This is a genomic window from Streptomyces sp. NPDC048565 (assembly GCF_040650935.1).
GTDB lineage: Bacteria > Actinomycetota > Actinomycetes > Streptomycetales > Streptomycetaceae > Streptomyces.
The window spans coordinates 127,614-154,059 of the sequence record NZ_JBEZIH010000016.1; the positions used below are offsets into that span (position 1 = coordinate 127,614).

Genomic DNA, 26,446 nt, shown 5'->3' on the forward strand with positions numbered 1-26,446 from the left:
ATGACACTGCATCCCGAGATCGCCGAGTTCGTCGCCGGACTGCCGGCCCCGTCCGGGGGCCCGCTCGACCCGGTCGCCATGCGCGCCGGGGACGAGGCACATGTGCCGCCCCTGGCCGAGCGTCTGCCGCTCCACGCGGTCGAGGACCTGACCGCGCGTACGGCGTCGGGCGAGGTCCCCGTGCGGATCTACACGCCGACCGAGGCCGGCAGCCACGGCGTACTGGTCTACTTCCACGGCGGCGCCTTCTTCCTCGGCAGCCTGGAGACCCACGACCACGTCGCTCGCTCGCTGGCGAAGGAGACCGGGCTCAAGGTCGTCTCCGTCAGCTACCGGCTGGCGCCCGAGGCGGCGTTCCCGGCCGGTCTCGACGACTGCTACGCGGTCGTACGGTGGGTCGCCGACGAAGGCAGGACCCTGGCGTGGGACGGCACTACCCTCGCCGTCGCGGGCGACAGCTCGGGCGGCACCTTCGTCGCGGCGGTCACGGCCAGGGCTCACGACGAGGGCTTCGACCGGATCACGCACCAGGTCCTCTACTACCCCTCGCTCGACCTGGACTTCGACGTCGACCGCTATGCGTCGCTGCGCGAGAACGCCGTGGGCTACGGCATGGAGACGGCGGGCCTGAAGCCCTTCAACGCCTTCTACCTCGACAGCGGCGCCGATCCCGCGGACCCGCTCGTCTCACCGGTCAAGCGTGCTGACCTCACCGGGCTGCCGCCCGCCCTCGTCGTCACCGCGGAGCACGACCCGCTGCGGGACGAGGGTGAGCTCTACGGCCGACGGCTGCGGGAGGCCGGCGTGGACGCGACGGTGAGCCGCTACGAGGGCGCGGGCCACGGATTCGTCCAGCACTTCTCGTGGATCCCGGAGTACCACCAGGTCTTCGCCGAGACCCGCGACTTCCTCGGCCGCCGCTGAACCGGCCGGCCCCACGCACGAGTCCGGCCCCACGCACGAGTTCGGAAAGAGAGCCATGACGCAAGCAGTCGACGTCCATCCCCTGGTCTCACCGTGGGGCCGGTTCGGCCTCTACAGCTTCTACATCGACGCGCCCGAACCGGCCGTCGTCGACACGGGGATCGCCTCCTCGCCCGCCGAGGGGATGGCTCCCGCGCTGGAGGCGATCGGGCGCCGTATCGAGGACGTCCGGTGGATCCTGCTGACCCACGGTCACATCGACCACATCGGCGGGGCGCACGCCCTGTGGGAGCTCACCGGGCGGCGGGCAAAGGTGGTGATCCACGAGGCGGACGCACCGATGCTCCGCTCACGGCGGGCCCACGTCGAGGAGTACCTCGCGGGACGCGGCCGGTATGTGGGTGATCCTGAGGGCGAGGCCAAGGTGACGGCGGCCACGCAGGCCGTCATCTCCGGTGAGATGGAGCCCTCAGTACTCGTCAGGGGCGGTGAGACCCTCTCCCTCGGCGGGGACGTCACCGTCTCGGTGCACTCGGTCCCCGGCCACACCCCGGGCTCTGTCGCCTACGCCATCGACGGCCAGCGCTCGGTGTTCGTCGGCGACGCCGTACAGGTCCACGGGGCCGCCAACGGCTTTCCCGGCTACACGGACCCGGCCGCCTACCGCACCGGTCTCGAGTACCTGCGCGACGAGGTCCGTCCGCAGCACCTGTACCTCGGTCACCCGTACCGCCGCGCCGACGGAACACCGTACGGCGTCGAGCTGGACGCCGCGCAGGCGCAGGAGGCCCTCTCGCAGAGCCTCGAAGCCGAGAGCCGTGTCGGCGCGGCCGCCTGCGGCTGCCTCGAAGCCGGCCTGCGGGAGTCGGATTCGCCGTACTCCCCGTTCGCCCCCGCGGCCGATGAGCTCGGCTACACCGGCGACCCCACGCTCGAGCCGTCGCCGTTCTTCACCTCGATGCACGGCTACCGCACGCAGCACAACCAGACCTCGTGATACAGGAGCTCCGCACTCATGACTGACTTCCAGACGATCCAGGCGGGCGGGCGGAAGATCGCCGTCCGTAAGGATCTACGGGTGCCGATGCGCGACGGTGTCGTGCTGGCGACCGACACCTACAGCGGCGTCGACGACAAGCCGCGTCCCGCGCTCGTGGCGCTCAGCCCGTACGGCAAGGAGCTCCAGGCCCTCGCGCTCACCACGCCGCCGCAGCGGCGCCCCAGCCCGATGTGGGACGGCTGCATCGAGGCCGGTGACATCGCGCGTGTCGTCGCGGAGGACTACGTCCACGTCATCGGCGACCTGCGCGGCTCCGGCGCCTCCGAGGGCGAGCACATCGGCAACTACAACGCCGGTGGAGTCTCCCTCGGCCAGGACGCCTACGACTTCATCGAGTGGGTCGCGGCTCAGCCGTGGTGCGACGGCAACGTCGGCATGATCGGCATCTCCTACTTCGGCTCGATGCAGGTGCTGGCCGCCGCCGAGCGGCCGCCGAGCCTCAAGGCGATCTTCGTGAGCGGGGGTCACTTCGACTTCTACGAGACCACCTACCACGGCGGCGTCATGTGGTTCATGCCGCGCGCCGCCCGCGAGGGCCGCGGTGGTGACTCCGGCTGGGCCTTCACCGACGGCGTCAAGTCCCGCATGCTGGAGACCTACTCCCCCGAGGAGATCAAGAAGCGTGTCGCCGAGCGCCTGCGGGACCCGGACGTCGCCGCCTGGCCCAACCTGTTCCATGTCCTGAACTACCCCAAGAACCACGAGGCCTGGTTCGACATCGTGATGAACGAGGTCGACGGCGAGTGGTACGAGGAGCGCAACCCCGTCACGCTCGCACCCGCCATCGACATCCCCGTGTGGCTCCAGATCGACCAGGGCCGCGGCTGGACGATGGACGGGACCATCGAGCTCTACAACGCGCTGAACGGCCCGAAGAAGCTCGACATCGGGCCGTACCCCCCGATGCAGTCGCGCCCCTTCGTCGAGGAGCACGACAAGATGTTCCGCTGGTACGAGTACTGGCTCAAGGGCATCGACAACGGGGTCATGGACGAGCCGGCCGTCTCCGTCCATGTCGAGGGCTCGCGCGAGACCGTCACCGGCGCGCAGTGGCCGCCGAAGGACCTGGAGCACAGGCCGCTCTATCTGCGCCCGCGTCGTGTGCTCTCCTTCGAGCCCGAGCTGATGGGAGCCGAGCACGCGGCCCCCGACGGCTTCTACCAGGCACCGCTGACGGTGACCGACAAGGTGGAGATCCTCAGCTGGAGCACCGCCCCGTTCACCGAGCCCACCGAGATGATCGGGCAGGGTGCGGCGCACCTCTTCGCGGAGATCGACCAGAGCGACACGAACTTCATCCTGCGCATGTGGGACGAGGCCCCGGGTGGCAAACGTCAGCTCATCACGACCGCCTACCTCAAGGCGTCGCACCGCGAGCTCGACGAGGAGCGCACCACCGAGGGCGACCCCCACCACCCGCACACGCGCGCGGTGCCGGTCGAGCCGGGGAAGATCGAGGAGTACGTGCTGCGCGTCTACCCGTTCGGTGCGACGTTCCTGCCGGGGCACAAACTGGTCGTGGAGCTCTCCAACGACGAGCCGCTGGCGGACGAGCACAACGCGCTGCTGCCGCCGGACGCCTTCCACCTGCCGGTGGGACGCCCCGTCACGCACAAGATCTACCGTGACGCCGACCATCCCTCCCGGCTGGTGCTGCCGTTCACGACGGCCGCGAAGCCGTCCTGACACACCGTACTGACAGACGGTCACGGCGCCGCCGGGGGACACGAAGGTCTCCCGGCGGCGTCGTGCGTCCGGGCTGGCGCAGCCCTGTCGAGGATCAGACGGGCAGTCGGGGCACGCTCTTGATCAGCCGGCGGGTGTAGGAGTGCGCGGGTGCACCGAGCACCTGGGACGTCGCTCCCTGCTCGACGACCTGACCGCGCTCCAGGACGGCGGTGCGCTCGCACAGGGAGGCCACGACCGACAGGTCGTGGGAGACCATCACGAGAGTCAGTCCCCGCTCCTCCTTCAGCTCGGCCAGCAGATCGACGACCTTCACCCGGGTGGTGACGTCCAGCGCGCTGACCGGCTCGTCGGCCAGCAGGACACGCGGGTCGCAGACCGTGGCGCGGGCGATGGCGATGCGCTGGCGCTGGCCGCCGGAGAACTCGTGCGGATAGCGGTCGACGGCGTCCGCCCGCAGCCCCACGCGCTCCAGCGCCGCGGTGACCTTGGGTCCCGCCGTGGAGCGGGTGTCGAGGCCGAGGGAGCGCAGCGGTTCCGCGACGATCGCACCGACCCGACGGCTGGGGTCGAGCGAGGAGTAGGGGTCCTGGAAGACACACTGGACGCTGCTGCGGAAGCGGCGCATCTGCTCACGGTCGCGGGTGTTCAGGTCGGCTCCGTCGAAGCGGACGGTGCCGGCGGTGGGGCGGGCCAGGCCGAGCAGCAGGCGCAGCAGTGTCGTCTTGCCCGCACCGGACTCGCCGACCAGCGCGAGGCTCTCGCCCGGCTCGACGGCGAGTGACACGTCCCGCACCACATCCGCCGCGGTCCTGCGGTAGCGGACCGCGGCGTCCTTCAGCTCCAGCACGGGTGTCATCGCGGGCTCCTCAGGTCCAGGGCGGATTCCAGCTTCCGGGCACTTGCGACCAGGGCCCTGGTGTACTCCTCGTGCGGCGCGCGTACGACGTCGAGGACCGCGCCCTGCTCGACGGCCCGGCCGTCCTTCATGACCAGCACCCGGTCGGTGACCCCGGCCACGACCGCGAGGTCGTGACTGACGAACAGGACAGCCATCTCCCTCTCCTGGACCAGGCCGTCGATGAGCTCCAGCATCTCGGCCTGTACGGACACGTCCAGGGCTGTGGTGGGCTCGTCGGCGATGAGCAGCCTGGGCTCGCAGGCCAGTGCCATGGCCAGGGCGACGCGCTGACGCTGTCCGCCGGAGATCTCGTGCGGGAAGGCGCGGGAGATACGGGCGGGGTCGGACAGCCGTACCTGTTCGATGGCCTCGTGGACGGCCTCGCGCAGCCGCTTGCCCTTGAGGCCGGTGCGGCGGGCGAGCGGTTCGGCGATCTGGCGGCCGAGCCGCATCAGTGGGTCAAGGGCGGTCAGGGGCTCCTGGAAGACGACGGCCGCGTCCCGCCCGCGGACGGCGGTGAGCCGCCTCTCGGGGGCGCCCATCATCTGTGTCCCGGCCAGTTCGACGCTGCCTGCACAGGTCATGCCGTCGGGCAGCAGCCCGAGCACCGCGAGCGTCGTCAGTGACTTGCCCGAACCCGATTCGCCGATGAGGCCCAGTCGTTCTCCGCCGGCGACGGTGAAGGACAGGTCGTCGACCAGGGTCCGTCCGTCGGGGGCGCGGACCGTCAGTCCGCTGACGTCGAGGAGAGTCATGTGCGCCTCCGCCGGGTGGCCGGATCGAGGGTGTCACGCAGGCCGTCGGCGATGAGGTTCACGCCGATGACGAGCAGGACGAGCAGGATGCCGGGCGCGAGCGCGCCGGCCGGCGCCGTGGTGAAGGTGGCCTGGGCCTCCTGGAGCATGCGGCCCCAGGAGGCGTTGGGCGGTGGCGCTCCGAGGCCCAGGTAGGACAGCCCCGCCTCGGCGAGCACGGCGAGCCCGAACTGCAGGGCGAGGTTGACCGCCAGCGTCGGCCAGATGTTGGGCAGGACGTGCGAGAGGACGGTACGCGGCCAGGAGGTGCCCGAGGTGCGCGCCGCGGTGATGTAGTCCTGGGCCAGGACCCGCTTGACCAGGATGCGCACGAGCCGTGCCACGACCGCGCTCTGTGCCAGGCCGATCGCCAGGACCGCAGAGCCGAGCGTCGCCGAGCGCGCGGCGACGACGAGCATCGCCAGCAGGAGCGTCGGGAAGGCGATGAGGATGTCGAGGAACGCCGAGAGTGTGTCGTCGAGCCAGCCCTGTGCGTATGCCGCGAGCACGCCGAGGGTGACCCCGATGGCGGCCGCGACGAGCACCGACCCGAGGCCCGCCTCGACAGCGATGCGTGAACCGGTCATCACCTGGGTGAACAGGTCGCGCCCGAGCTTGTCGGTGCCGAGCAGGTGGGAGCCGCCGGGTCCTGCGAGCCGTCCGCCGGAGGTGTCGTCGGCGTCGTAGGGCAGCCAGAAGAACGACACCACGGCCGACAGGGCGATCAGACCGGCGAGTACGCAGCCGACGACGAGGGTGGCGGAGCGCCGTGTGCGCCGCTTCGTGGGGGCGAGCAGGTCCGTCCCGGTCATCGGGCACCTCCCGAGAGCCGGCCGCGCAGCCGCGGGTCGACGGTCCGCTGGACCAGGTCGGCCACGAAGCCGATCACCAGCACCGCGAGGGTCGATACGAACAGCACGCCCTGGATGACCGGGTAGTCGTGCTGGGCGATGCCGGTGGCGAGCATCGAACCGAGGCCGGGCAGTGCGTACACCGACTCGACGACCACGGCGCCGAGCAGGGTCGAGGCGAGCTCGATACCGAGGACGGAGATCACCGGTACGGCGGCGTTGCGCAGCCCGTGCCGCCACATGGCGAGCCCGAAGGACGAGCCCAGGGCGCGGGCGGTGCGCAGGTAGTCGCTGCCGAGGACGTCGAGGGTGGCGGAGCGTACGTAGCGGATCAGGGACGCGCTCATCACCAGGGCGATGGTCACGACCGGCAGGACGAGGGCACGGACCGCCTCCGCCGGGTCGTCCCAGCCGTCCTGCGGGAAGCCGCCCGACGGCAGCCAGCCGGCGTTCAGTGCGAACACCGCGATGAGGATCATGCCGAGCCAGAACACGGGGATCGCGATGCCCAGCTGGGACACCCCGCTGAGCAGCGCGCCGTACCAGGTGTGCCGCTTGTACGCGGCGACGAACCCGGCGGGCACGGCGACCAGGACGGCGAGGACGAACGCGGCCAGCGTGAGCGGCACGGTGACGTTCAGCCGGGCGCCGACCTCGGGTCCCACCGGCAGCGAGCTGACGAACGAGGTTCCGAGGTCACCGCTCGCCAGCTGCCCGATCCAGTGGGTGAACTGTTCGGGCAGCGGGCGGTCGGAGCCGATGCTGTGGCGGGCCGCCGCTATCTGCTCGGGCCCGGCGCCGACCGCGGTGAGCGCGTTCGCCGGGTCGCCCGGCAGCATGCGCAGCAGCACGAAGAGCACCACGCTCGCCAGGACCAGGGATACGGCCAGGAAGGCGAGCCGGCGCAGCAGATAGCGCGCCATCAGCCCGTCTTCTTGATGTCGTAGGCGAAGAACTGCGAGTTCAGGCCGTTGAGCGGGTAGCCGGAGAGCTTGTTGCTCGCGACGACGATCTGCGGGTAGAGGTACAGCCAGTCACTGGCGGCGTCCTCGGCGGTCTTCCGGTTGACCTTCTTCAGCAGCTCGGTCTGCTCGGCGGTGCTGGACGCTTCTTCGGCCTGCTCCACCCACGTGGTGACCTGCGGGTCGTCGTAGCCCCAGTAGAAGTCGGGGTTGCCGTACCAGACGAGGTCACGGTCGTTGACGTGCTCCTGGAGCGTGGCCGTGAAGTCGTGGTTCTTGTAGACCTTCGTGTACCACTCGTCCGGGGTGATCGTGTTGATCTTGACGGTGATGCCGACCTTGGCGAGCTGGGACTTGATGAAGGTCGCGGCCGTCGGGTGCGGGTCGTAGTTGGGGGTGTCGAGGGTGAAGCTGAAGCCCTTGGCGTAGCCGGCCTCGGCGAGCAGCTTCCTGGCCTTCGCCACGTCGTGGGCGTTGACGTCGGTGAGGTCCTCGTACCAGGGGTCGGTGGGCGGGACCATCGACCCGATCTCCTTGCCGTAGCCGCCCCAGACGGATTCGAGCAGCTTCTTGTCGTCGATGGCGGCGGACACCGCCTGTCGCACCTTGACGTCGGTGAAGGGCTTGGCCTTGTCGTTGAACGCCAGCAGCAGCTTGGTGGTGGAGTCGCCGTCGTTCACCTTGTAGTTGCCGGTGCTCTTGAACTGATCGAGGGAGTCGGGCGACTGCTCGCTGGTGACCACGTCGACGGCGTTGGTCAGCAGCGCGTTGTTCAGCGCGGAGGCGTCCTTGTAGTAGTGGAAGACGACCTGCTTGTTGGCAGCTGCGTCGCCCCAGTAGCCGTCGAAGCGGTTCAGGCTCAGCGCGGAACCGCGGGTCCACTTGTTGAGGGTGTACGGACCTGTGCCGTCCTCGGTGGTCTTCAGGTTCTTCGCCTGGGAGTTGATGATCCAGACGTAGGAGAGGTTGTAGACGAAGGAGATCGACTTCTTCGACAGCGTGATCTTCACGGTCCGCTTGTCGGGGGTCGCGATGTCCTTGACGACCTCAAGGTTGCTCTTGCGGGCGGACTGGGAGTCGTCCGCGAGCACCTTCTCCAGGCTGTACTTGACGTCCTGGCTGGTGAGTTCCTTGCCGCTGTGGAACTTCACGCCGTCGCGCAGGGTGAACGTGTAGGTGAGCCCGTCGGCGCTGGTCTCGTAGTCCTGGGCGAGGAGCTTGTCGACCTTGCCGTCGTCGGTGAGTCTGAACAGACCCTCGTAGGCGTTGCCGTTGAGCGCCTCGGTGCCGCCCTGGCCGCCGCCCGCGGTGTTGTCGAGGTTCTGCGGCTCGTAGAGCGAGCCGATGTTGACGACCGCGTTCTTGTCCCAGGTGCCGCCCGATGCGCTGGACCCGCCCGATCCGCCGCAGGCGGTGAGCGTCACGGCGAGAGCGGCGGCCGAGGCGATGCCGTACGAGATCTTCTTCTTGGTGCTCATGGGTGGGGGCTCTTTCGGTGCGGGGAGCTGCGGGGGTGATCAGTGCTGGGCGTCGAAGCCGTCACGGAAGAGGGGGAGCTTCTCGCCGGCCTCGACGGGCAGGTGGAAGCGGTTCTGTCGCGGCGGCATCGGACAGTTGTACTGATCGGAGAATCCGCAGGGCGGCACGAAGGCCTGGTTGAAGTCGAGGACGACCCGGCTCTCGTCGTCCGTGCGCCGCACGAAGAGGAAGCGGCCGGCCCCGTAGGTGGTCCCGCCGTTGGTCGGGTCACCGAAGACGAGCAGCAGGGTGCCGTCGTCGTCGAAGGCGCTGAGCGTGTAGGCCCGGCCGTCGACGGTGAGTGTGATGTCGCCGGGGACGACCAGGTCGCGGCTGCCGCCGTTGTCCCGGATGTGCTCGAAGGCGATGCTCCGGGCGCCGGGTACGGGGGTGTAGGTCGCTTCCAGGACCCAGGCGGGGTCGTGGGGGAAGGCGTCCACCCGGTCGAAGTGACGGATGGCGGGTGCGTCGGCGTCCCAGAAGCGCAGGCCGTACTCGGTCTCACCGGTGACCCGCTCGGTGCGCCGGAGAGTCGTGACGGTCACGGTGTCCGGCAGGTCCGCGTGGGCGTCCGCCGCGTCCGGAATCTCGCCGGGCGGAGCCCAGCGGGTCTCGACCAGGGCGAGGTTCCCGGTCGGGGACGTGAGCGAGCGATGGCGCTCGGCACGCCAGGCGTCCCATTCCTCCGCGGGATCGACGGGATCGACAGGGTCGACGATGGCGGAGTGGGACACGGCAGTACTCATTCGACTAGGCGGGCAGCCCCTCACAGTCCTTGATCAACAAGGCGTGAATAAGTGGCCAAAGCATCACCTTTATTGACCATAAGCTCATCTAATGTCAAACTTCCGCGCCATATTGTGAGACGGATCTCTCCCCCGTCACGGCCGGGAGAGCCCTTGGAGCCGGCCGTCGTCCTGGTGGCTGCGGGCCGGTGGAGGGTGGAGGCGGGGACACCGAACTGCTCGTGGTCGGTCGAGGAGATCCCCTGCGCACAGTTCCCCGAGGTCACAGCGGGTGCCGCTCGTACGGCGCGCCCGGGCATCTCACACCGGGACGCCCTGGCGTGTGCGTGAGGTGTAATCCCGGACGCTCCCCCGGCGTGACGGGGCGGAAACCCGATCTTTCTACGGTGCTGGTGAGGGACCCGGGCCGCGGTGACCGCACGGGCCCGCTCACAAGGTACGCGAGGCGGGAAGTGGAGGTTCGGTGCCGACTGGCTCGAAGAAGGACAGTGTCCGTACGGTCTGTTCGTACTGCGGGGTCGGCTGCGGGATCGTTCTCGACATCACGCGGGACCCCGGCGACGGCCGGCGCCGTGCGGTGAAGGCGTCCGGGGACAAGGCCCACCCCGCCAACTCCGGCCGTCTGTGCACCAAGGGCGCGACGAGCGCGGACATGATGGCGGCGCCCGGGCGCGCGGCCAGGGCGCTGCTGCGCACCGAGCGGGGCGTCCAGCCCGCCGAGACGCACGTGGACGAGGCGATCGCGTCGGTGGCCGGCAGGCTGCGGGCGATCCTGGACGAGCACGGGCCGGACGCCCTGTCCTTCTACGTCTCCGGGCAGATGTCCCTGGAGGCGCAGTATCTGGCGAACAAGCTGGCCAAGGGCTTCGTCCGGACGAACCAGATCGAGTCGAACTCCCGGCTGTGCATGGCCTCCGCCGGAACCGGATACAAGCTGTCGCTGGGCGCCGACGGCCCGCCGGGCTCGTACCAGGACTTCGACCACGCGGACACGTTCCTCGTGATCGGCGCCAACATGGCCGACTGTCACCCGATCCTCTTCCTGCGCATGATGGACCGGATCAAATCGGCCGGGGCCAAACTGATCGTCGTCGATCCACGCCGCAACGCCACCGCCGACAGGGCGGATCTCTTCCTCCAGATCAGACCCGGCACGGACCTCGCCCTGCTCAACGGCCTGCTGCACCTGCTGGTCGCCAACGGTCACACGGACGAGGCGTTCATCGCCGAATTCACCGAGGGCTGGGGGGAGATGCCCGCCTTCCTCGCCGACTACCCGCCCGGGAGGACCGCGGAGATCACCGGTATCCCCGAGAGCGACATCCGCCGGGCCGCTCAGTGGATCGGTGAGGCCGGTGAGTGGATGAGCTGCTGGACCATGGGCCTGAACCAGTCCACCCACGGCACCTGGAACACCAACGCCCTGGTCAATCTGCACCTCGCCACCGGCGCCCTCTGCCGACCCGGCTCCGGGCCCTTCTCCCTGACCGGCCAGCCCAACGCCATGGGCGGCCGGGAGATGGGATACATGGGCCCCGGGCTGCCCGGTCAGCGCTCGGTCCTGGTCGACGCCGAGCGCACCTTCGTCGAGGACCTGTGGAACATCCCCGAGGGCAGCCTGCGCACCGAGGTGGGGCGGGGCACGGTCGAGATGTTCGAGCGGATGGCCGCCGGTGACATCAAGGCGTGCTGGATCATCTGCACCAATCCCGTCGCCTCCGTCGCCAACCGCAGGACCGTCATCGCCGGTCTCGAGGCCGCCGAACTCGTCGTCACGCAGGACGTTTTCGCCGAGACCGAGACCAACGCCTACGCCGATGTCGTCCTGCCCGCGACGCTCTGGGCCGAGTCCGACGGCATCATGATCAACTCCGAGCGGAACCTCACCCTCGTACAGGGCGTCGTCGACCCTCCGGAGCAGGCGCTGCCCGACTGGCAGCTGATCGCCCGGGTCGCCTGCGCGATGGGCTTCGCCGACGCGTTCACCTACAGCTGCGCCGAGGAGGTGTTCGAGGAGCTCAAGCGGGCCTGGAACCCCACGACGGGCTGGGATCTGCGCGGCGTCACCTACGAGAGGCTGCGCACCACACCGGTCCAGTGGCCGGCACCGGCCGCCGACGGCCCTGACCGCAATCCTGTCCGCTACCTCAACGACGGGGTGAGCCAGAAGCTCCTGGAGCGCGAGGACGGCACCCGCCCCCGGCTGGCCTTCCCGACCGCGAGCGGACGTGCGCGGTTCTTCGCCCGTCCGCACCTGCCCGCGGCGGAACTCCCCGACGACGACTACCCGTTCGTCCTCAACACCGGACGGCTTCAGCACCAGTGGCACACGATGACCAGGACGGGCAAGGTCGCCAAGCTCAACAAGCTGGACGCCGGGCCGTTCGTGGAGGTCCATCCCGAGGACGCCGACGCCCTCGGGGTCGTGGAGGGCGACCATCTGGAAGTCGCCTCGCGCCGAGGGCGCGCCGTGCTGCCCGCCGTGGTCACCGACCGCATCCTTCCCGGCACCTGTTTCGCGCCCTTCCACTGGAACGACCTGTTCGGCGAATACCTCAGCATCAACGCCGTCACCAGCGACGCCGTCGACCCGCTCTCCTTCCAGCCCGAGTTCAAGGCCTGCGCCGTCACTGTCTCCAGGACAGCCGCCCCCGTGCCGGCCGCGCACCCGCACACCCGGCCGGAGACCGCACCCGTGGCCCCCGACCCCGTGCCCGCCCCGGCCTCAGCGGCGGTGGACGTCCACGCGCTCGCCACACTGTTCGGCATCGGTGACCTCGCCGCCGCGCCCCTGGCCGAGCACGAGCGCCGCTATCTGTCCGGCTACCTCTCCGGCCTCGCCCTGTCGCCACCCGACGACGGACGTGTGCCCGTCCTGCCGCCGGGCGCTCCGCTCGGTCCGGGGCACGCCCTGTGGGCCGACGGCGTACTCGCCGGCCTGTACTCCCGCTCCGCCGCGCCCGGCGGCGTGGCACCAGCCGCCGCGCCCGCGCAGACCGGCGCCCCGGGCACCGACAGCGCCGTACCGACCCGCCGCCTGGTCGTCCTGTGGGCCTCCCAGACCGGCAACGCGGAGGAGTTCGCCACCGGGACGGTCGACCGTCTCACCGGGACAGGCCGTACCCCCGAACTGCTGCCGATGGCCGAGGCGTCCCCGGCGCGACTCGGCGCTGACACCGATGTGCTCGTGGTGACCAGCACCTTCGGCGACGGTGACGCCCCCGACAACGGCGCCGGCTTCTGGGAGGAGCTGTCCGCCCCCGACACCGGGCGACTGGACGGAATCCGGTACGCGGTCCTCGCCTTCGGCGACTCCAGCTACGACGACTTCTGCGGCCACGGCCGCCGGCTGGACGAGCGGTTCGACGCACTCGGGGCCACCAGGCTGGTCCCCCGCCTGGACTGCGAGCCGGACTTCGAGGAGGCCGCCGACCGCTGGCTCGGCCAGGTCGTCGCCGCGCTGACGGCGGCCGACGAGCGGCGGACCGTGCCGGCGGGCCCGGCCGGGACGCCCCTCCCCGAGCCCGGCGCGAGCACCCCGGCCGCCGCCGCGCCGCCCTCCGCGCCCGCGCAGGTGGGCCACACGAAGGCATCGCCGTTCGCCACCCTGCTCGTCGGCAACAAGCTCCTGAGCCTGCCCAGCTCCCAGAAGGAGATTCGGCAGTTCGCCTTCGACACACGCGACGGCGAACTCGCCTACGAAGCGGGGGACGCCCTCGGCGTACGGCCGGCCAACGGGGCGCCGCTCGTCGCCGAGTGGCTCGCCCTCACCGGGCTCGGCCCCGACGAGCCCGTCGACCTCGGCGACGGCGCGCCGCTCTCCCTCGAAGAGGCCCTGCGCACCCGCCTGGACATCGCCCGCATCACCACCGACCTGCTCAAGTTCACGGCGGACCGCACCGGGAGCCATGATCTGAAGCGCCTTCTGCGGCCGGACAACAAGGACGCACTGGCGAAGTGGAGCTGGGGCCGGCAGGCCGCCGACGTCGTCGCCGAATTCCCCGTCCGTGCTTCGGCTGCGGAGTGGACGGGGATCCTGAAGCTTCTCCAGCCGCGCCTGTACTCCATCTCCTCCAGCCCGCTCGCCCACCCCGGGGAGGTCCGCCTCACGGTCTCCGTCGTCCGCTACACCAACGGCCTCGGGCGCGAGCGCGGGGGCGTGTGTTCCACCTACCTCGCCGACTGCGCCGACGACGGCCCGGTCCAGGTCTTCGTCCAGCGTTCACCGCACTTCCGGCCGCCCGCGGACCCCGCCACCCCCATGATCATGGTCGGTCCCGGAACCGGTGTCGCCCCCTTCGTCGGCTTCCTGGAGGACCGTCTGGCCCGCGGCCACACGGCCCCCAACTGGCTCTTCTTCGGCGAACAGCGCCGGGCCACCGACTTCTACCACCGCCAGGAGCTGGAGGCCCACCAGGCGTCCGGCCACCTCGACCGCCTCGACCTCGCCTTCTCCCGCGACCAGCGCAACAAGGTCTACGTCCAGGACCGGATGCGGGAACACGGCCCCCGCCTGTGGCAGTGGCTCCAGGACGGCGCCCACTTCTACGTCTGCGGCGACGCCGCACGCATGGCCAAGGACGTGGACCAGGCGCTGAGGGACATCGCCGTCGCCCACGGCGGCATGGACGGCGACGAGGCCACCGCCTTCGTCAGGCGCCTGGCCGCGGACAAGCGCTACGTCCGAGACGTCTACTGACGACGCCGCCCTCCGCCGCACCGCCACGCGGCCGCGACGGGCACACAGCGGGACTCGGACCCGGGCCCCTCCGGCGCGGGTCCCGCCCTGGACGGCACAGCGACGGAGCAGTGGACCACCCGGCGCGTCTCCTCGCTACGTGCGAACCGCGCCCCGGCCCGTGGCGCCCGCCGCGCCGTGGCGCAAACCGTCGTGGAGGATCGTGGCGATACGGATCGCGTCGTCCTTCCAGCCCTCGGCGCGCAACCCGCAGATGCCGCCGAGGGCACGCAGGACCACGCGCCCGCTGACGTCCTCGCGGACGAGGCCGGCCGCGACGCCCGCGGCGAGGAGCTCGTCCAGGGCACGGGCCATCTCGTGCCGCGCGTCGTCGAAGACCGGCGAATCGGTCGCCATGATGCTCTCCAGCACTTCGCCCATCCCCCTGCCCACCGCCGCGTGCTCAACGAGCAGCAGCAGGAAGGCGCGCAGGGCATCGTCCGGGGCATGCCTCGCCAAGAGCCCGGCGGGTGCCGCGCAGAGCTCGGCGACCTCCTGGCGGTACACCTCCGCGATGAGTGCCTCGCGTGTTTCGAAGTGGCGGTACAGCGTGCCGACGGACACGCCGGCCCGACGGGCGATCTCCTCCACATGGGCGTCCTCGTCAGCGAGGAAGGCCTCCCGCGCCGCAGCCAGGAGCGCTTCGCGATTGCGGCGGGCGTCGGCGCGCAGCGGACGTGATGACGGCAACGTTCCTCCATAAGGTGAATCGGACTCCGCTTACCTGTACAGTTTCCGGAGTCCGGTTCACTTTAACCGAGGAGTACGACCATGACGACGAACGAGGACGACGGGCTCAGCGGCCTGCGCGTACTGGTGACCGGAGGCAGCCGAGGGCTGGGGCAGGCGACGGCCCGCCGCTTCGCCGCGGCCGGCGCCACCGTGCTGACCGCCTCGCGGACCCCGCCCCCGGAGGACCTGCCCGCGATCTTCATCCCCGCCGACCTGCGGTCCGACGAGGAAGCGGCGGCGCTCGGACGACGCGTGGTGGACAGCGTCGGAGGCGTCGACGTCCTGGTCAACAACGCCGGAGCGGCGACCTCACCCACGCCGACCCTGGAGCGGTCAGACGCGTCCTGGCTCGCGGATCTGGAGATGAACCTGCTCAGTGCGGTCCGGCTCGACCGGGCCCTGGTTCCCGGGATGACCGAACGCGGCTCCGGTGTCGTGGTGCACGTCTCCTCCATCGCCAGCCGTCTCCCCCAGCCCGCCGAGGCGTCGTACGCCGCCTCGAAGGCGGCGCTCAACGCCTACAGCCGCGAACTGGCGACGGCGGTGGGCGGGCGCGGCGTACGCGTGGTGTGCGTACTGCCGGGCTTCGTCATGACCGAGGGTGCGACCGGCCATCTCCAGCAGATGGCCGACAGCCAGGGCGTGGGCATCGACGCCGTCGAACAGCAGATCGTGAACCACCTCGACGTGCCGATGGGGCGCCCCGGCGAACCCGAGGACGTCGCGGAGATGATCACCTTCCTCGCCTCCCGCCGCGCCAAATGGCTCACCGGGGCCCAGTTCCGGGTCGACGGCGGCATCATCCCCGTGGTCTGAGCCACACCCGGCCCTCCGGGGCCGGCCGTCCTACAACTTACGGAGACCATCATGAACTTCAGCCTGGCGTCACTGGTCGTGGAGGCCGCAGACCTGGAGAGCGAGGGCATGTTCTGGCACGGGCTGCTCGGCGGCTCGATCACGAAGACGGCGACGCACCACTTCGTACAGACCCACGGCCTGCCCGTGATCGTGGTCCAGCACTCCCCCGGTCACGAGCCGCCGCGGTGGCCCGACAGCCCTTCCCAGCAGATGCACTTCGACCTCTTCACCGACGACGCGGCGAGCGCGGACGCGCGGGTGATCGCGGCCGGAGGCCGACGGCTGCGGCCGACGGACGACGTCGACTCCGCCGCCCGGCAGGGCTCCCGGGTGTACGCCAGCCCTGCCGGGCATCCGTTCTGCGTTCGCTCCTCCTGAGCGCGGGCGGCCGTGCCGCCGGCCGCTCAGCCCTGCGGGAGCGCCCGTACGCGGGTGGGCGGGGTGACGTCGGGCGCCGTCTGGACGGCCGTTCCGTCTGCCCGGCGCGCCGTCACATGGAGCTGGGAGATCGCGTTCGTGAGCGTCAGTTCACCGTCCGGCGCATCCAGTTGCCAACGCTGGGTGCGCTTGTCGGCCGCGCACGTCTCCTGGGTGAGCTCCGCTCCGGGCTCCAACGGCGCGCCCAGGTAGCGCTTGCCCCGGTCGACGTCCAGACACAGGCCCGTCTCCGCCGACCGCAGCGTCCGATAGCCGTCAGCGGTGGCGGTGACCGTCCAGGCCCCCGTACCGCCGGACGCGAAGCCCACCGTCGCACCCGCCCCGACGGCCGTCGGCCCGAGCCGCTCCCGGCCTGGGCCGACCAGTGCGTACGTACCGTCGGGCAGGGACGACGTACGGCCGCTGTCCGCCCACCCCGGCGCGTGCCCGATCCCCCGCGCCAGTTCCTCGAACCCGTCGTACGTGGCGCTCGGCGACGGGCCGCCCCAGGTGGCCTGCGCGATGAACCGCAGGGGCATGAACGCCTCGGCCTCGACCTCGTTCTCCGTCTCCGCGGCTCCGCTGTCGGGCCACATGCTGATCTTCGCGCCGGTGAGGTTCGCGGGCCGCGAGGTGAGCGTCTCGCCCTCGAAGCGGAGCGGCGTCCAGCCGGATTCGTACAACTGCCGTGTATCCATGGTGAATCCGCCGCGTACCAGATACAGCGAGTAGGCGGAGTTCATCACCGGGCGGCCCTCGGCGAGGAGCGAGGACGGCTTCTGCGGGTCCTCGCCGCCCAGCCAGTGCTCGACGGCGATGTCGGCATCGAGCGGGACGACCGAGTTGCGTCCCAGTAGCCCGTCGTTCCAGACGCGCAGCGTGTGGCCGCTCTCGCGGACGTGGCCGCCCACCCGGTTCACGAAGTCGGTGAACACGTCGTCCGGCGTCGCGTCGGGGCCGAACTCCTCGGTGGCGTACGCCTGGAGCTGCGGGAAGTCGGGGTAGGCGGAGCCGATCATGTATTCGTCGGCGCCCATGTGCCAGGACCGGGTTCCCCAGGCGTCGAGCGCCTCGTCGACGAGTGAGGTGTAGTACGTGAACGCCTCGGGCCGGGTGATGTCGAGCCGGGGCGGGGACGCCGTGCCGTCCTTGTCCTTGAGCTGGAGTTCGGGGTGGTTCTCCAGGTAGGTGTCCATGTGGCCCGGTGAGTTGATCTCCGGGATCAGCTCGATGTGGTAGCGCTCGGCCATCGCGACCAGCCGGCGGACCTCGTCCTTGGTGTAGTACCCCCAGAACGCCGACTCCGGGTCGACGTCGCTCTTCACCTTCGCCTCGATCCAGAGCTGGTTCAGCTTCTGGTGGGCCATGTCGCGCATCAGCCGCTCGAACCAGTCCAGCGAGATGTGGATGTAGCAGGCGCAGACGCCGACTCCGCGCTCCCGGTACTCGGGTACGTCCACGGTCGTGCCGGCGGGCGCGACGCCGTCCTCGCGCAGGAGTTGCAGCACGGTGCGGGTGCCGTGGTAGACGCCCGTGGAGGTGGCACCGACGACGGTCAGCCGGTCGCCTGACTCCAGCCGGTAACCCTCGCTCCCCAGGTCCTGGTCACCGTCGGCGTCCTGGCGCAGCACGATGTCCCCCGGCCTGCCGTCCGGGGCCGTCACCACCACGGGGCTCCGCCCGGTGACCTCCTCCAGCTCACCGGCGAACCTGCGGGCGTCCTCGGTGGTCCGGGCGTCGGCGTGATCGAGCACGATCCGCGCACCGGCTGCGAGCCGGAACTCTCCGGGCTCCGCCTTCCACTCCCGCAGGGCGGGCAGCACCCTGGGGGCCGCCCCCTCGCTCGTGGCCACACCCGGCTGTTCCTGTGCGCCCGCGGCGGGCGCCTGGAGCAGGGCCGCCGCGACCGCCGCGGCCGTACAGAACACTCCGATGATCCCGCGCCGCCGTCCGTTTCCCATGGCCACCTCTCCGTCGACGCCGGTTTCCGCTCATCCGGGCAGCACATGGGCAGGAACATGCCAAGGCGCGAGAAGCCCGGTCGGGCGGCGTTCGTCAGAGTAGAGGCGAGCACCACAGAGGTCTAGACCCCATACGTCTTACCTCCTCTCTCCGGCTCCCCCCCGTCCGGGCCTGCGGCCACCACCCCACCCGTCGACACCCTCCGCGAGTTGCCGAACGCGCATGGTCACCCTCACCATGGAAGTCTCGTCCGGAGGCCGACTCGTCCGGTCCCGCGGTCGTGGACGGAAGGGGTTCGGCGTATGGCCAGGTACTTCGAGAGCGGCACCGGTGAACTCGTCCCCGACGCGCTGGCCGGCTTCGCCCGCGCACACGCGGACCTCGTGGCGTACGACTCCGCCGACGGGTTCTTCACCGCCAGACACGCCGCGCCGACCCGCCGGGTGGGTCTGCTGTCGGGCGGCGGCTCGGGGCACGAGCCCCTGCACGCCGGATACGTCGGCGCGGGCATGCTCGACGCCGCCTGCCCCGGGAGGGTGTTCGCCTCCCCGCACAACCGGCAGATCTTCCGGGCGTCCCGCGCGGTGGCAGGACCGCAGGGCGTGCTGCACATCGTCAAGAACTACACGGGCGACCGGATCAATTTCGGGATCGCGGCCGAGCGGCTCGCCGACGCGGGAATCACCTGCGCGCGGGTCCTCATCGACGACGACCTGGCCTCCGACTCCGCGGAGGTCGCCTCCGGGCGCCGTGGCACGGGTGCCACGATGCTGGTGGAGAAGGTACTGGGCGGCGCCGCGGACACGGGAATGGGACTCGACGCGCTGGTGGAGCTCGGCACCGCCCTGGCAGGCCGGTGCCGGACGCTCGCAGCCGCCTCCGCCGCGCATCACGCACCGGCCACCGGCGAGCGGGCGTTCGAGCTGCCGTCAGGAGAGCTGGAGTACGGCGTCGGGATCCACGGTGAGCGTGCCGATCGCACCAGGAGCCAGAAGCACACGGGCGCGCTGGTGGAGGACATGGCGGGCGCCCTGCTCGACGCGCTTCGCCCAGGGCCCGACGACCCGGTCGTGGCCCTGGTCAACGGTCTCGGCTCGGTGACCTCGCTCGAGCTGTACGGCATCTTCGGTGAGCTGGCGCGGGTCCTCGACTCCCGCCGGGTGCGGCTCGTCCGGCACCTGGTCGGTGACTACGTCACGGCCCTCGACATGCGGGGCTTCTCCCTGACCCTCATGGTCACCGACCCCGACACCCTGCGCTTCTACGATGCGCCGGTCCGCACCCCGGCGTTGCGATGGTGAGCGGCAGCCGGGCCGCCTGGGCCCCGGCGGCCCGCGACAGGAGCAGGAGGACGGGCCCATGACGACTGCCTCGTTCGACGGGACGCAGACCCGTGGCTGGATACTTCGGTTCACCGAGTCGGTGTACGCCACCGAGGCGGAACTGACCGCGCTCGACCAGCGCGCGGGGGACGGTGACTTCGGGACCAATCTCGCGGCCGGCGTCCGGGCCGCCGGGCTGCTGCTCGACCGCACGGACCAGGCCGCCGGGCCGGCGGAGACCCTGGGCACCATGGCCACCGCCTTCCTCGACGAGATCGGTGGGACCAGCGGCCCCCTGTTCGGTCTGCTGTTCCAGGCGTTGAGCAGGGCCGCACCGGACGCCGGGCCGGGGCTGACGACGGCCGCACTGGCCGACGGCACCGCACAGGGCCTGGCCGCCATCCGCCGTGTGGGTGATGCGTCACCCGGGGACAAGACGCTGGTCGACGCCCTGACTCCGGCCTCGGCCGCGCTGCGGGCGGCGGAGGGCGCGCCGCCCGCGACCGCTCTGGCCACCGCGGCGGACGACGCATGGCGGGGTGTGCGGGACACGGCGTCCCTGTCGGCGCGCATGGGCCGGGCGAGCTATCTGGGTGAACGGGCCACGGGCATTCCCGACCCCGGAGCGGTGGGGATCGCCCTGTTCTTCGCCTCGGCGGCCGGCACCGTGCACGCCCTGGGCTCGTATCTGGAACCGGCCGCCGGCTGACCGCGGGACTCCGGCCCCGGCCTCGGCGCGTGCGGGGCCCCCTCTACGCGCCGATCCGGCTTCGGGCCCACGCCACCAGCTCACGGTCGGCGAGGCTCGCGACCCAGAGGTCGGCCCGCTCCGCCTCAGGACCCGGCGGGCAGGGACCGACACCGAGGGCGCGCAGGCCCGCCCGACGGGCGGACTCGATGCCCGTGAGCGAGTCCTCCACGGCCAGAGCCTCCTCGGGTGGCACCCCGCACAGCCGCGCGGCCACGCTGTAGACATCGGGCTCCGGCTTGGGCCGTACGTCCTCGCCCGCGACCACGACATGGCCGAAGGAGCCCAGGAGGCCGGCCCGGTCGAGGCACGATTCGACCATCTCACGGGGGCAGTTGCTCGCCACCGCGAGAGGGAGATGGCGGGCGGCCAGCCGGACCAGCGCGGCGGCGCCCGGCATGGTGACGGGGTCCGCGTCGACCAACGCGGTGAAGGTGGTGAGGAGCGTGTCCGCCAGGTCGTCCACGAGGTCCGGTTTCCCGGTCTCCTCGGCCATGAGCGCGCCGCACTCGGTGTAATGCACGCCCTTGGCGCGGTCGGCGAATCCGGCCGGCGGCTTGAGGCCGAACACCCGGAAGGTAGCGTTCCGGGCCTCCTGCCAGTGTCGTTCCGTGTCCATCAAGGTCCCGTCGCAGTCGAAGACGATGGCTGATGGGGACCACTCCAGGATGTTTCGAGCTGTCATGTAACTGCCGTTCTCGGAGGCTGCCCCGGCCGGTTCGGTGCACAGGTGCAGATGGATGCCGGGATGCAGGCGACGTGGTGCGCAGCAGTGAGGGATCGGACGATTTCGCACCGCTGCGGCGACCGCGCGCACGTTGCTGAGCACGTCAGCACGTCGCGGCGGACATAGATCGTTATTTTCGGCATGCGCCGAAAACATCGTGGCGGTTACGTTATTTCGGACTCTCCGATTTCCGCAATCACCAATTCGAGTGCATGAGAATTCCCCGGCCACGGACAACGGGAACCGGCACGCGGGACGACCAGAGAGGCCGAGAAGCCCGGCACGCGGACAACACACCTGGTAGGGCGGCACTTCCGGTTCACAGGGACGCCTCCGGGGTGCAACCACCGGACTCAGGGGAAACGTTTCCCCTCCGCCGGGCGACAGATCGCGTGAAACATCCGCTACACATGCACAGCTGACGAATAATAGGATCTTCGCGCGATGCGACCGCACCTCCCGCAGGGAGGGACCGGATCTCCACGCCGTGGCGATAGCACGTTTGAGCGAAGGTGGAACTGAAGTGCAGGACAGGGCCCGCGCAACCCGCAAGGCTTTGCTGGAATCAGCAGCACATCTATTTGTCGAACGAGGTTATGCGGGAACGAGTGTCAATGACATAAGCGATCACTCGGGAAAGACCAGCGGGGCGATCTATTTCCATTACTCGAGCAAGGAGAAGCTGGCACTGGCCGTGGCCCGGGAACAGTTCGCCACCTGGCCGCAGCTCGCCACCTCCTACACCGCGCCCGGAATCCCCCCGCTGGAGCAGCTGGTGGCCCTGAGCTTCCGTGTCGCACGTTCCCTCAGCGAGGACGTCGTGGCACGCGCGGGCGCACGGCTGTGGGCGGAGCGCCGCGGCATCGAGGCGGTCGTGCCCACTCCGTTCGACGCCTGGAACCTGGCCGTGACCCGACTCCTCGCCCAGGCACGCACGCGAGGTGAACTCGCGGCAGGCGTGAAGCCTTCGGCCGTGGCGGTGACGCTCGTATGCGCGTTCTTCGGGCTCTGCACCCTCACCGACGACCTGCCGGGCGGGCGGGACTGGAGGGAGGAGCTCGACCAGTGGTGGCTGCTGGTCCTCAAGCCCCTGCAGGCGAAGCCGGACCCGGCCGGCCTGCTCGCCCGCGCGCGGGCGCGGATCCCCGCGCGGCACTGACGGGTCACGTCAGCGACGTGTCACCGTGCGACTCCAGGAGCTTGCGCAGCAGGCGGGCGAGCTCGTCGGACTCCTCCTGACTGAGGGCCGACAGCATCCGGATCTCGTTCTCCAGATGCTGCGGGAAGAGCGCGTCCGCCTCCCGCTTCCCCTTCTCCGTGAGCTGGATCTGCACCGAACGCCGGTCGCCGCCCTGCGGGCGCACACGCTCCACAAGTCCCCTGGCCTCCATGCGGTCGATACGCCGGGTGACCGCGCCCGAGGTGATCATCGAGGCCTTCAGAAAGGCGCCGGCGGTCATCCGGTAGGGCGGGCCCGACCTACGCAGTGTGGTCAGGACGTCGAACTCGCCCGACTCCAGGCCGTGTCGGGTGTCGAACTGCCGCAACTCCCGCTCCAGGGTGCGGCTCAGCCGCTGCACCCTGCCCACGATGCCCGCCGGCCAGGTGTCGAGGTCGGGGCGCTCGGCGCGCCAGAGGTCACGGATGGCGTCCACTGCGTCGGACATGGTCTCTCCTCAGTCATTATCTGAACAGTCAGAGACTTGACGCTCAGATACCTGTGGTGTTCGTATGAGGAGGGAGCTTAGCGCGGCAGCCTCTGCCGCATCCGCTCCCGTCAAATGCGCCCGGACGCAGGTCAGTTGCATGTCGAGAGGTGAAGCACCATGACTCGGGAGAACCAGGTGGCCGGCCCTTGGCCTTCGGGCGAGGAGGCGCCACCCACACAGGCCCGATTCGGAATCACCGTCGCCGTGGTGTCCGTCGTCGCGGTCCTCGTCGTCGGTCAGGCGTTCATCACCATTCCGCTCATGCCGCAGCTCAGCAGCGCCTGGGGCGTGTCCCAGGCGTCGGCGTCCTGGGCGACGACGGTCTTCGCCGTCGCCTACGCGTGCGGCTCCCTTGCGGGCGGCCCGCTCTCCGACCGCTACTGCCGCCGTACCGTCCTGGCCGGCACCGTCGCCGCCATGGCCGTGGCGACCGCGCTCGTGCCGCTCGCCACCGGCCTCACCTGGGCATCGGCGGCACGAGCTCTCCAGGGCGTCACGGCCGGGTCGTTCGTGCCGATGTCGTACGCCTATCTCTCGGAGCGGGTGCCTGAGCGGCGACTACCGCTGGCACTGACCACCGTCAACGCGGCCGGTGGCGCCAGTGCGGTGCTCAGCCAGATCGAGGGCCAGGTGCTGGGCTCCGCGCTCGGCTGGCGGGCGGTCTTCCTCCTGTCGGCGCCGCTGCTCGCCTTCGGGGCCCTGGCGATCCGGCGGGTCCTGCTGCCCGGCACGGTGAAGATCCCCGGACAGGGCGGCGCGGGCCCGGGCGGTGGCGTGCGCGTCCTGCGCTCGGCGCGGCTGCTCCCGCTCCTCGTCATCTCCCTGCCCCTGCTCGGCAGCATCACCGCGATCTACACGGTCGTACAACTGTACGGACCGGCCGATCTGGTCGGCGACCCCGGCGCGATGCTGGGGCTGCGGGCCAGTGCGCTGCCCGCGATGGTGCTTGCCGTTCTCGCCGCGCCCGTGCTCGGCCGCGTCCCCGCGCTGCGGCGGGCCGCCGCCTCGCTCGGCCTCGCGGGGGCCGGGCTGGTCGGCGCGGCGCTCGCCGGAGGCGGCACCGTGGCACTCGGGGCCGCCCTGTTCGTCTTCGTCCTGGCCGTCTCGACGGCGGGCCCTGCCGTCGTCCAGGCGATCAGCACGACCGCCGGACCCGCCCGCACCACCGCGATCGCCGCCTACGGCTTCCTGCTGAACCTGGGCTCCGGCGCCGGCGCCCAACTCCCCCTGGCGATCGGCAGTGTGGCCGGCGTGGCGCTCACGCTCGCCGGCCTGCTGACGGCCTGCATCGGGCTGCTCGCGCTCGCGCGTCGGGCGGCCGTCCGGCACGGACGGGTCAGCCCAGCAGATCCGGTGCACGCAGCATCTCGGGCGGGACACCCCAGGCGTCGACCAGATCGACCGCGAGTGGACGCACCTTGCGGCAGAGGTCGTTGACCTCACGGCTGATCGCCTTGGAACGCTGGACGGTCAGCCGGCCGTGCTCCATGAACCAGGCACGGTCGGCCTCGATCGTCGACAGTGCGAACAGATCGCACAGCAGGCCGAGCGCGACCTTGTTGCCGCTCTCCGGCAGCGCACGCACCGCGTCGACGAACGCCTCCAGCACCAGCCGCTCGACGTGTGCGTGGGCGACCGCGATGACGTGGTCCTGCACCTGCGAGAAGACGGCGCCGGGATCGCGCTTCTGGTCGATCCCACGCTTGAGCCGACGGGCCACGCCCGCGAGCATGTGCTCCTCGCGGTAGCGGAGCATGGCGAGTTGGTACTCCGAGTCGAGCAGACCGGCTTCCTGGTCCCACGCGTCACCGCCGGGCAGCAGGTCGCGTACCCGCTCCAGCAGCTTGTGGGCCGACGTCTTCTCGATGACCGTCTCGACGGCGAGGTTGGTGACGTAGCGGACCATGCCGAGCTGGTCCAGGTCCTCGAACTCGCTGGCGTGGTGGGTGAGCAGGCCCTTGGCCACGAGCTGCAGCAGGACGTGGTTGTCGCCCTCGAAGGTGGTGAAGATGTCGCTGTCGCCCTTGAGGGCGGCGAACCGGTTGACGGAGAGATACCCGGCGCCGCCGCACGCCTCGCGGCACTCCTGAACGACCCGGGTGGCGTGCCAGGTGCCGAGCGCCTTGGTGCCGGCGGCCCGTGACTCCAGCCGGCGCCGCCCCTGCGGGTCGTCCTCGGCGCCGGAGAAGACCTCGTGCAGCTGGGTGCGCACGACGTCCTGCGCGAAGTGCAGTGCGTACGTACGCGCGATGAGCGGCAGCAGTCGGCGCTGGTGCAGACCGTAGTCGAGGAGCAACTGCTCCCCCGCGTCCGGGGCCGCTTCGAACTGCCGACGTCGTACGGCGTACTTCGTGGCGATCACGAGGGCGACCTTGGCTGCGCCGACCCCGGCGCCGCCGACGCTGACCCGGCCCTGCACCAGTGTGCCGAGCATGGTGAAGAAGCGGCGGTCGGGGTTCTCGATCGGACTCTCGTAGACGCCTTCGGCGGTGACGTCGGCGAACCGGTTGAGCAGTGCCTCGCGTGGCACCCGGACGCCGTCGAACCGGATGCGGCCGTTGTCCACGCCGTTGAGGCCCATCTTGCGGCCGTCGTCCTCGATCCGCACGCCGGGCGCCACTTCGCCGCCGATCCTGACCGGCACGACGAAGGCGTGCACCCCCTCGGACTTCCCTCCCACCTCCAGCTGGGCGAAGACGACGGCCAGCTCGGCGTGGCGGGCGGCGTTGCCGATGTAGTCCTTGCGGGCCTGGTCGCCATCCGTGCTGATGACGAACTCCTGGCGGTCGACGTCGTACACCGCGCGGGTGCCGAGCGCCTGGACGTTGGAGCCGTGCCCGGTCTCGGTCATCGCGAAGCAGCCCATGAGCTGCCCGGTGATCAGGTCGGGCAGATAGGCGTCATGGTGGCGTTCGGTGCCCAGATGCAGGATCGCACCGCCGAAGAGTCCGAACTGCACGCCGACCTTCACCAGTACGGACAGGTCACCGAAGGCGAGCGTCTCGAACGCGGCGATGGAGGCTCCGATGTCGCCGCCCCCGCCGTAACGGCTCGGGAAGCCCATGCCCGTCTGGCCCGTCGCGGCCATCTCGACCACGAGCTCACGCACCCGCTCGCGAAACGCGTCGAAGCCGAGCTCCTCGGCCTCATCGAGAACGGACGCATACGTCACGAGGTTCGTCCGGACGAGGTCGCGGATCTCCGCGTACTCGCCGTCGAGCACCTCGGTCAGCGCCCGGACGTCGATGTCGGGCTGCGTGTAACCGCTCGCAGCGGTGGGTGTGTCGTCAGTGGCCATGCCCCTCCGCTACCCCGCCCCTGGACGATCAAAAGCGGCCGACCGGGTGGCAGCATCCTGCTGCTTTTTGATCGCGTCTCAAAGCCTGCATGGTCTTTCCTGGTTGCCTGTGTAGACACTCGCCGAAGCGCGTGTGACCGTTACCACGGCACTCGGCCTCACCCCGCACATGCACTGTTCGTCCACCGTCGGGCACACCGACGGACGTGAGACCCATGAGCTCGGGAATACGCCGCCGCAGCGTCCTCACGGCGGCCGCTCTCGCAAGCGCGGCCGGCGAGCAGCTCGACGGCCGGGAGTTCACCTGGCTCAGGGTGCCGCTGGACGACGGGCTCTCCGGGCGGAAGGTGGACCTGGAACTGTCCTCGGAGGAGGAGCGGACCTGGCATCTGAGCGCCTGCGTCGTCCTGGCGGACGGGGCGCCGTGCGGGACGGCGGACGGCAGTGGTTCGAGCGGGCGCACTGTCCGCTCGAACCACTGATCGCCGGGGCC

At 70.6% G+C, this 26,446-nt stretch carries 22 protein-coding genes; 11 read left to right on the forward strand and 11 right to left on the reverse strand.

Annotation, left to right across the window (positions count from 1 at the left end):
* Genes AB0C75_RS20445 through AB0C75_RS20455 form a run of 3 tightly spaced genes read left to right on the forward strand, consistent with a single transcriptional unit; the run spans window position 1 to window position 3,670 of the window.
* Window positions 1-924, forward strand: a complete 924-nt coding sequence (locus AB0C75_RS20445) for an alpha/beta hydrolase (RefSeq protein WP_362892726.1) — start codon at window positions 1-3, stop codon at window positions 922-924.
* A 55-nt stretch (window positions 925-979) separates the two neighbouring features.
* On the forward strand, window positions 980-1,921 hold the full coding sequence (locus tag AB0C75_RS20450) for an MBL fold metallo-hydrolase (RefSeq protein ID WP_362892728.1): 942 nt from the start codon (window positions 980-982) through the stop codon (window positions 1,919-1,921).
* An 18-nt stretch (window positions 1,922-1,939) separates the two neighbouring features.
* Window positions 1,940-3,670: a CocE/NonD family hydrolase gene (locus tag AB0C75_RS20455; RefSeq protein ID WP_362892730.1), complete on the forward strand. Its 1,731-nt coding sequence runs from the start codon at window positions 1,940-1,942 to the stop codon at window positions 3,668-3,670.
* A 94-nt stretch (window positions 3,671-3,764) separates the two neighbouring features.
* Here the strand turns inward: AB0C75_RS20455 and AB0C75_RS20460 are convergent, their stop codons facing one another.
* The 6 genes from AB0C75_RS20460 to AB0C75_RS20485 are packed head-to-tail and all read right to left on the reverse strand — an operon-like array spanning window position 3,765 to window position 9,442.
* Window positions 3,765-4,529 (reverse strand): ABC transporter ATP-binding protein, encoded by a 765-nt coding sequence (locus tag AB0C75_RS20460; protein ID WP_362892732.1) that lies wholly within the window; start codon window positions 4,527-4,529, stop codon window positions 3,765-3,767.
* Complete coding sequence (locus tag AB0C75_RS20465) at window positions 4,526-5,326, reverse strand: ABC transporter ATP-binding protein (protein ID WP_362892734.1); 801 nt, start codon at window positions 5,324-5,326, stop codon at window positions 4,526-4,528. Before AB0C75_RS20465 ends, AB0C75_RS20460 begins: the two co-directional genes overlap by 4 nt.
* The gene (locus AB0C75_RS20470; RefSeq protein ID WP_362892736.1) at window positions 5,323-6,177 is read right to left on the reverse strand and encodes an ABC transporter permease; all 855 of its coding nucleotides are present in this window, start codon (window positions 6,175-6,177) and stop codon (window positions 5,323-5,325) included. Before AB0C75_RS20470 ends, AB0C75_RS20465 begins: the two co-directional genes overlap by 4 nt.
* Window positions 6,174-7,139, reverse strand: a complete 966-nt coding sequence (locus AB0C75_RS20475; protein WP_362892738.1) for an ABC transporter permease — start codon at window positions 7,137-7,139, stop codon at window positions 6,174-6,176. The genes AB0C75_RS20470 and AB0C75_RS20475 overlap by 4 nt, the downstream gene beginning before the upstream one ends.
* Complete coding sequence (locus tag AB0C75_RS20480) at window positions 7,139-8,656, reverse strand: ABC transporter substrate-binding protein (RefSeq protein WP_362892740.1); 1,518 nt, start codon at window positions 8,654-8,656, stop codon at window positions 7,139-7,141. Before AB0C75_RS20480 ends, AB0C75_RS20475 begins: the two co-directional genes overlap by 1 nt.
* 39 nt (window positions 8,657-8,695) lie before the next feature.
* A complete protein-coding gene (locus tag AB0C75_RS20485) occupies window positions 8,696-9,442 on the reverse strand; it encodes a DUF1684 domain-containing protein (RefSeq protein WP_362892742.1) in 747 nt (248 codons plus the stop codon).
* 463 nt (window positions 9,443-9,905) lie between these two features.
* On the opposite strand from AB0C75_RS20485, the gene AB0C75_RS20490 reads away from it, so the two are divergent.
* Window positions 9,906-14,141: a bifunctional nitrate reductase/sulfite reductase flavoprotein subunit alpha gene (locus tag AB0C75_RS20490; protein ID WP_362892744.1), complete on the forward strand. Its 4,236-nt coding sequence runs from the start codon at window positions 9,906-9,908 to the stop codon at window positions 14,139-14,141.
* A gap of 135 nt (window positions 14,142-14,276) precedes the next feature.
* Here the strand turns inward: AB0C75_RS20490 and AB0C75_RS20495 are convergent, their stop codons facing one another.
* Complete coding sequence (locus AB0C75_RS20495; RefSeq protein ID WP_362892746.1) at window positions 14,277-14,870, reverse strand: helix-turn-helix domain-containing protein; 594 nt, start codon at window positions 14,868-14,870, stop codon at window positions 14,277-14,279.
* 81 nt (window positions 14,871-14,951) lie between these two features.
* Here AB0C75_RS20495 and AB0C75_RS20500 point away from each other — a divergent pair, with 81 nt between their 5' ends.
* Together AB0C75_RS20500 and AB0C75_RS20505 are read left to right on the forward strand one after the other, a co-directional pair.
* Window positions 14,952-15,728: an oxidoreductase gene (locus AB0C75_RS20500; protein ID WP_362892747.1), complete on the forward strand. Its 777-nt coding sequence runs from the start codon at window positions 14,952-14,954 to the stop codon at window positions 15,726-15,728.
* A 51-nt stretch (window positions 15,729-15,779) separates the two neighbouring features.
* Window positions 15,780-16,148: a VOC family protein gene (locus tag AB0C75_RS20505; protein ID WP_362892749.1), complete on the forward strand. Its 369-nt coding sequence runs from the start codon at window positions 15,780-15,782 to the stop codon at window positions 16,146-16,148.
* 26 nt (window positions 16,149-16,174) lie between these two features.
* Here AB0C75_RS20505 and AB0C75_RS20510 read toward each other — a convergent pair whose 3' ends face one another.
* Entirely contained in the window at window positions 16,175-18,148 is a 1,974-nt protein-coding gene (locus AB0C75_RS20510; RefSeq protein ID WP_362892751.1) for a family 20 glycosylhydrolase, read from the reverse strand.
* Between the two features lie 303 nt (window positions 18,149-18,451).
* On the opposite strand from AB0C75_RS20510, the gene AB0C75_RS20515 reads away from it, so the two are divergent.
* Together AB0C75_RS20515 and dhaL are read left to right on the forward strand one after the other, a co-directional pair.
* Window positions 18,452-19,450, forward strand: coding sequence for a dihydroxyacetone kinase subunit DhaK (locus AB0C75_RS20515; protein ID WP_362892753.1), 999 nt, complete (start codon window positions 18,452-18,454; stop codon window positions 19,448-19,450).
* A 58-nt stretch (window positions 19,451-19,508) separates the two neighbouring features.
* The gene (gene dhaL / locus AB0C75_RS20520) at window positions 19,509-20,180 is read left to right on the forward strand and encodes a dihydroxyacetone kinase subunit DhaL (protein ID WP_362892755.1); all 672 of its coding nucleotides are present in this window, start codon (window positions 19,509-19,511) and stop codon (window positions 20,178-20,180) included.
* A gap of 43 nt (window positions 20,181-20,223) precedes the next feature.
* Here dhaL and AB0C75_RS20525 read toward each other — a convergent pair whose 3' ends face one another.
* Window positions 20,224-20,904 (reverse strand): HAD family phosphatase, encoded by a 681-nt coding sequence (locus AB0C75_RS20525; RefSeq protein ID WP_362892757.1) that lies wholly within the window; start codon window positions 20,902-20,904, stop codon window positions 20,224-20,226.
* 565 nt (window positions 20,905-21,469) lie between these two features.
* Between AB0C75_RS20525 and AB0C75_RS20530 the strand changes: the two genes are divergently transcribed.
* On the forward strand, window positions 21,470-22,105 hold the full coding sequence (locus AB0C75_RS20530; RefSeq protein ID WP_362892759.1) for a ScbR family autoregulator-binding transcription factor: 636 nt from the start codon (window positions 21,470-21,472) through the stop codon (window positions 22,103-22,105).
* Window positions 22,106-22,109: 4 nt separating this feature from the next.
* Here the strand turns inward: AB0C75_RS20530 and AB0C75_RS20535 are convergent, their stop codons facing one another.
* A complete protein-coding gene (locus AB0C75_RS20535; RefSeq protein ID WP_362892761.1) occupies window positions 22,110-22,613 on the reverse strand; it encodes a MarR family transcriptional regulator in 504 nt (167 codons plus the stop codon).
* A gap of 159 nt (window positions 22,614-22,772) precedes the next feature.
* Here AB0C75_RS20535 and AB0C75_RS20540 point away from each other — a divergent pair, with 159 nt between their 5' ends.
* Window positions 22,773-24,092 carry an MFS transporter gene (locus AB0C75_RS20540; protein WP_362892763.1) on the forward strand — a complete coding sequence of 440 codons (1,320 nt, stop codon included), beginning with the start codon at window positions 22,773-22,775 and terminating at the stop codon, window positions 24,090-24,092.
* Here AB0C75_RS20540 and AB0C75_RS20545 read toward each other — a convergent pair.
* Complete coding sequence (locus AB0C75_RS20545; RefSeq protein ID WP_362892765.1) at window positions 23,992-25,953, reverse strand: acyl-CoA dehydrogenase family protein; 1,962 nt, start codon at window positions 25,951-25,953, stop codon at window positions 23,992-23,994. The genes AB0C75_RS20540 and AB0C75_RS20545 overlap by 101 nt on opposite strands.
* 215 nt (window positions 25,954-26,168) lie before the next feature.
* Here AB0C75_RS20545 and AB0C75_RS20550 point away from each other — a divergent pair, with 215 nt between their 5' ends.
* The gene (locus tag AB0C75_RS20550; RefSeq protein WP_362892767.1) at window positions 26,169-26,435 is read left to right on the forward strand and encodes a hypothetical protein; all 267 of its coding nucleotides are present in this window, start codon (window positions 26,169-26,171) and stop codon (window positions 26,433-26,435) included.
* Window positions 26,436-26,446 lie beyond the last annotated feature (11 nt).

What these genes read in the sequence shown, in the direction of transcription:
- AB0C75_RS20535 (WP_362892761.1), bottom strand. Translation starts at nt 22,613, where the DNA reads ATGTCCGACGCAGTGGACGCCATCCGTGACCTCTGGCGCGCCGAGCGC.
- AB0C75_RS20445 (WP_362892726.1), top strand. Translation starts at nt 1, where the DNA reads ATGACACTGCATCCCGAGATCGCCGAGTTCGTCGCCGGACTGCCGGCC.
- AB0C75_RS20450 (WP_362892728.1), top strand. Translation starts at nt 980, where the DNA reads ATGACGCAAGCAGTCGACGTCCATCCCCTGGTCTCACCGTGGGGCCGG.
- AB0C75_RS20455 (WP_362892730.1), top strand. Translation starts at nt 1,940, where the DNA reads ATGACTGACTTCCAGACGATCCAGGCGGGCGGGCGGAAGATCGCCGTC.
- AB0C75_RS20485 (WP_362892742.1), bottom strand. Translation starts at nt 9,442, where the DNA reads ATGAGTACTGCCGTGTCCCACTCCGCCATCGTCGACCCTGTCGATCCC.
- AB0C75_RS20550 (WP_362892767.1), top strand. Translation starts at nt 26,169, where the DNA reads ATGAGCTCGGGAATACGCCGCCGCAGCGTCCTCACGGCGGCCGCTCTC.
- AB0C75_RS20540 (WP_362892763.1), top strand. Translation starts at nt 22,773, where the DNA reads ATGACTCGGGAGAACCAGGTGGCCGGCCCTTGGCCTTCGGGCGAGGAG.
- AB0C75_RS20465 (WP_362892734.1), bottom strand. Translation starts at nt 5,326, where the DNA reads ATGACTCTCCTCGACGTCAGCGGACTGACGGTCCGCGCCCCCGACGGA.
- AB0C75_RS20515 (WP_362892753.1), top strand. Translation starts at nt 18,452, where the DNA reads ATGGCCAGGTACTTCGAGAGCGGCACCGGTGAACTCGTCCCCGACGCG.
- dhaL (WP_362892755.1), top strand. Translation starts at nt 19,509, where the DNA reads ATGACGACTGCCTCGTTCGACGGGACGCAGACCCGTGGCTGGATACTT.
- AB0C75_RS20475 (WP_362892738.1), bottom strand. Translation starts at nt 7,139, where the DNA reads ATGGCGCGCTATCTGCTGCGCCGGCTCGCCTTCCTGGCCGTATCCCTG.
- AB0C75_RS20500 (WP_362892747.1), top strand. Translation starts at nt 14,952, where the DNA reads ATGACGACGAACGAGGACGACGGGCTCAGCGGCCTGCGCGTACTGGTG.
- AB0C75_RS20460 (WP_362892732.1), bottom strand. Translation starts at nt 4,529, where the DNA reads ATGACACCCGTGCTGGAGCTGAAGGACGCCGCGGTCCGCTACCGCAGG.
- AB0C75_RS20480 (WP_362892740.1), bottom strand. Translation starts at nt 8,656, where the DNA reads ATGAGCACCAAGAAGAAGATCTCGTACGGCATCGCCTCGGCCGCCGCT.
- AB0C75_RS20470 (WP_362892736.1), bottom strand. Translation starts at nt 6,177, where the DNA reads ATGACCGGGACGGACCTGCTCGCCCCCACGAAGCGGCGCACACGGCGC.
- AB0C75_RS20525 (WP_362892757.1), bottom strand. Translation starts at nt 20,904, where the DNA reads ATGACAGCTCGAAACATCCTGGAGTGGTCCCCATCAGCCATCGTCTTC.
- AB0C75_RS20545 (WP_362892765.1), bottom strand. Translation starts at nt 25,953, where the DNA reads ATGGCCACTGACGACACACCCACCGCTGCGAGCGGTTACACGCAGCCC.
- AB0C75_RS20505 (WP_362892749.1), top strand. Translation starts at nt 15,780, where the DNA reads ATGAACTTCAGCCTGGCGTCACTGGTCGTGGAGGCCGCAGACCTGGAG.
- AB0C75_RS20510 (WP_362892751.1), bottom strand. Translation starts at nt 18,148, where the DNA reads ATGGGAAACGGACGGCGGCGCGGGATCATCGGAGTGTTCTGTACGGCC.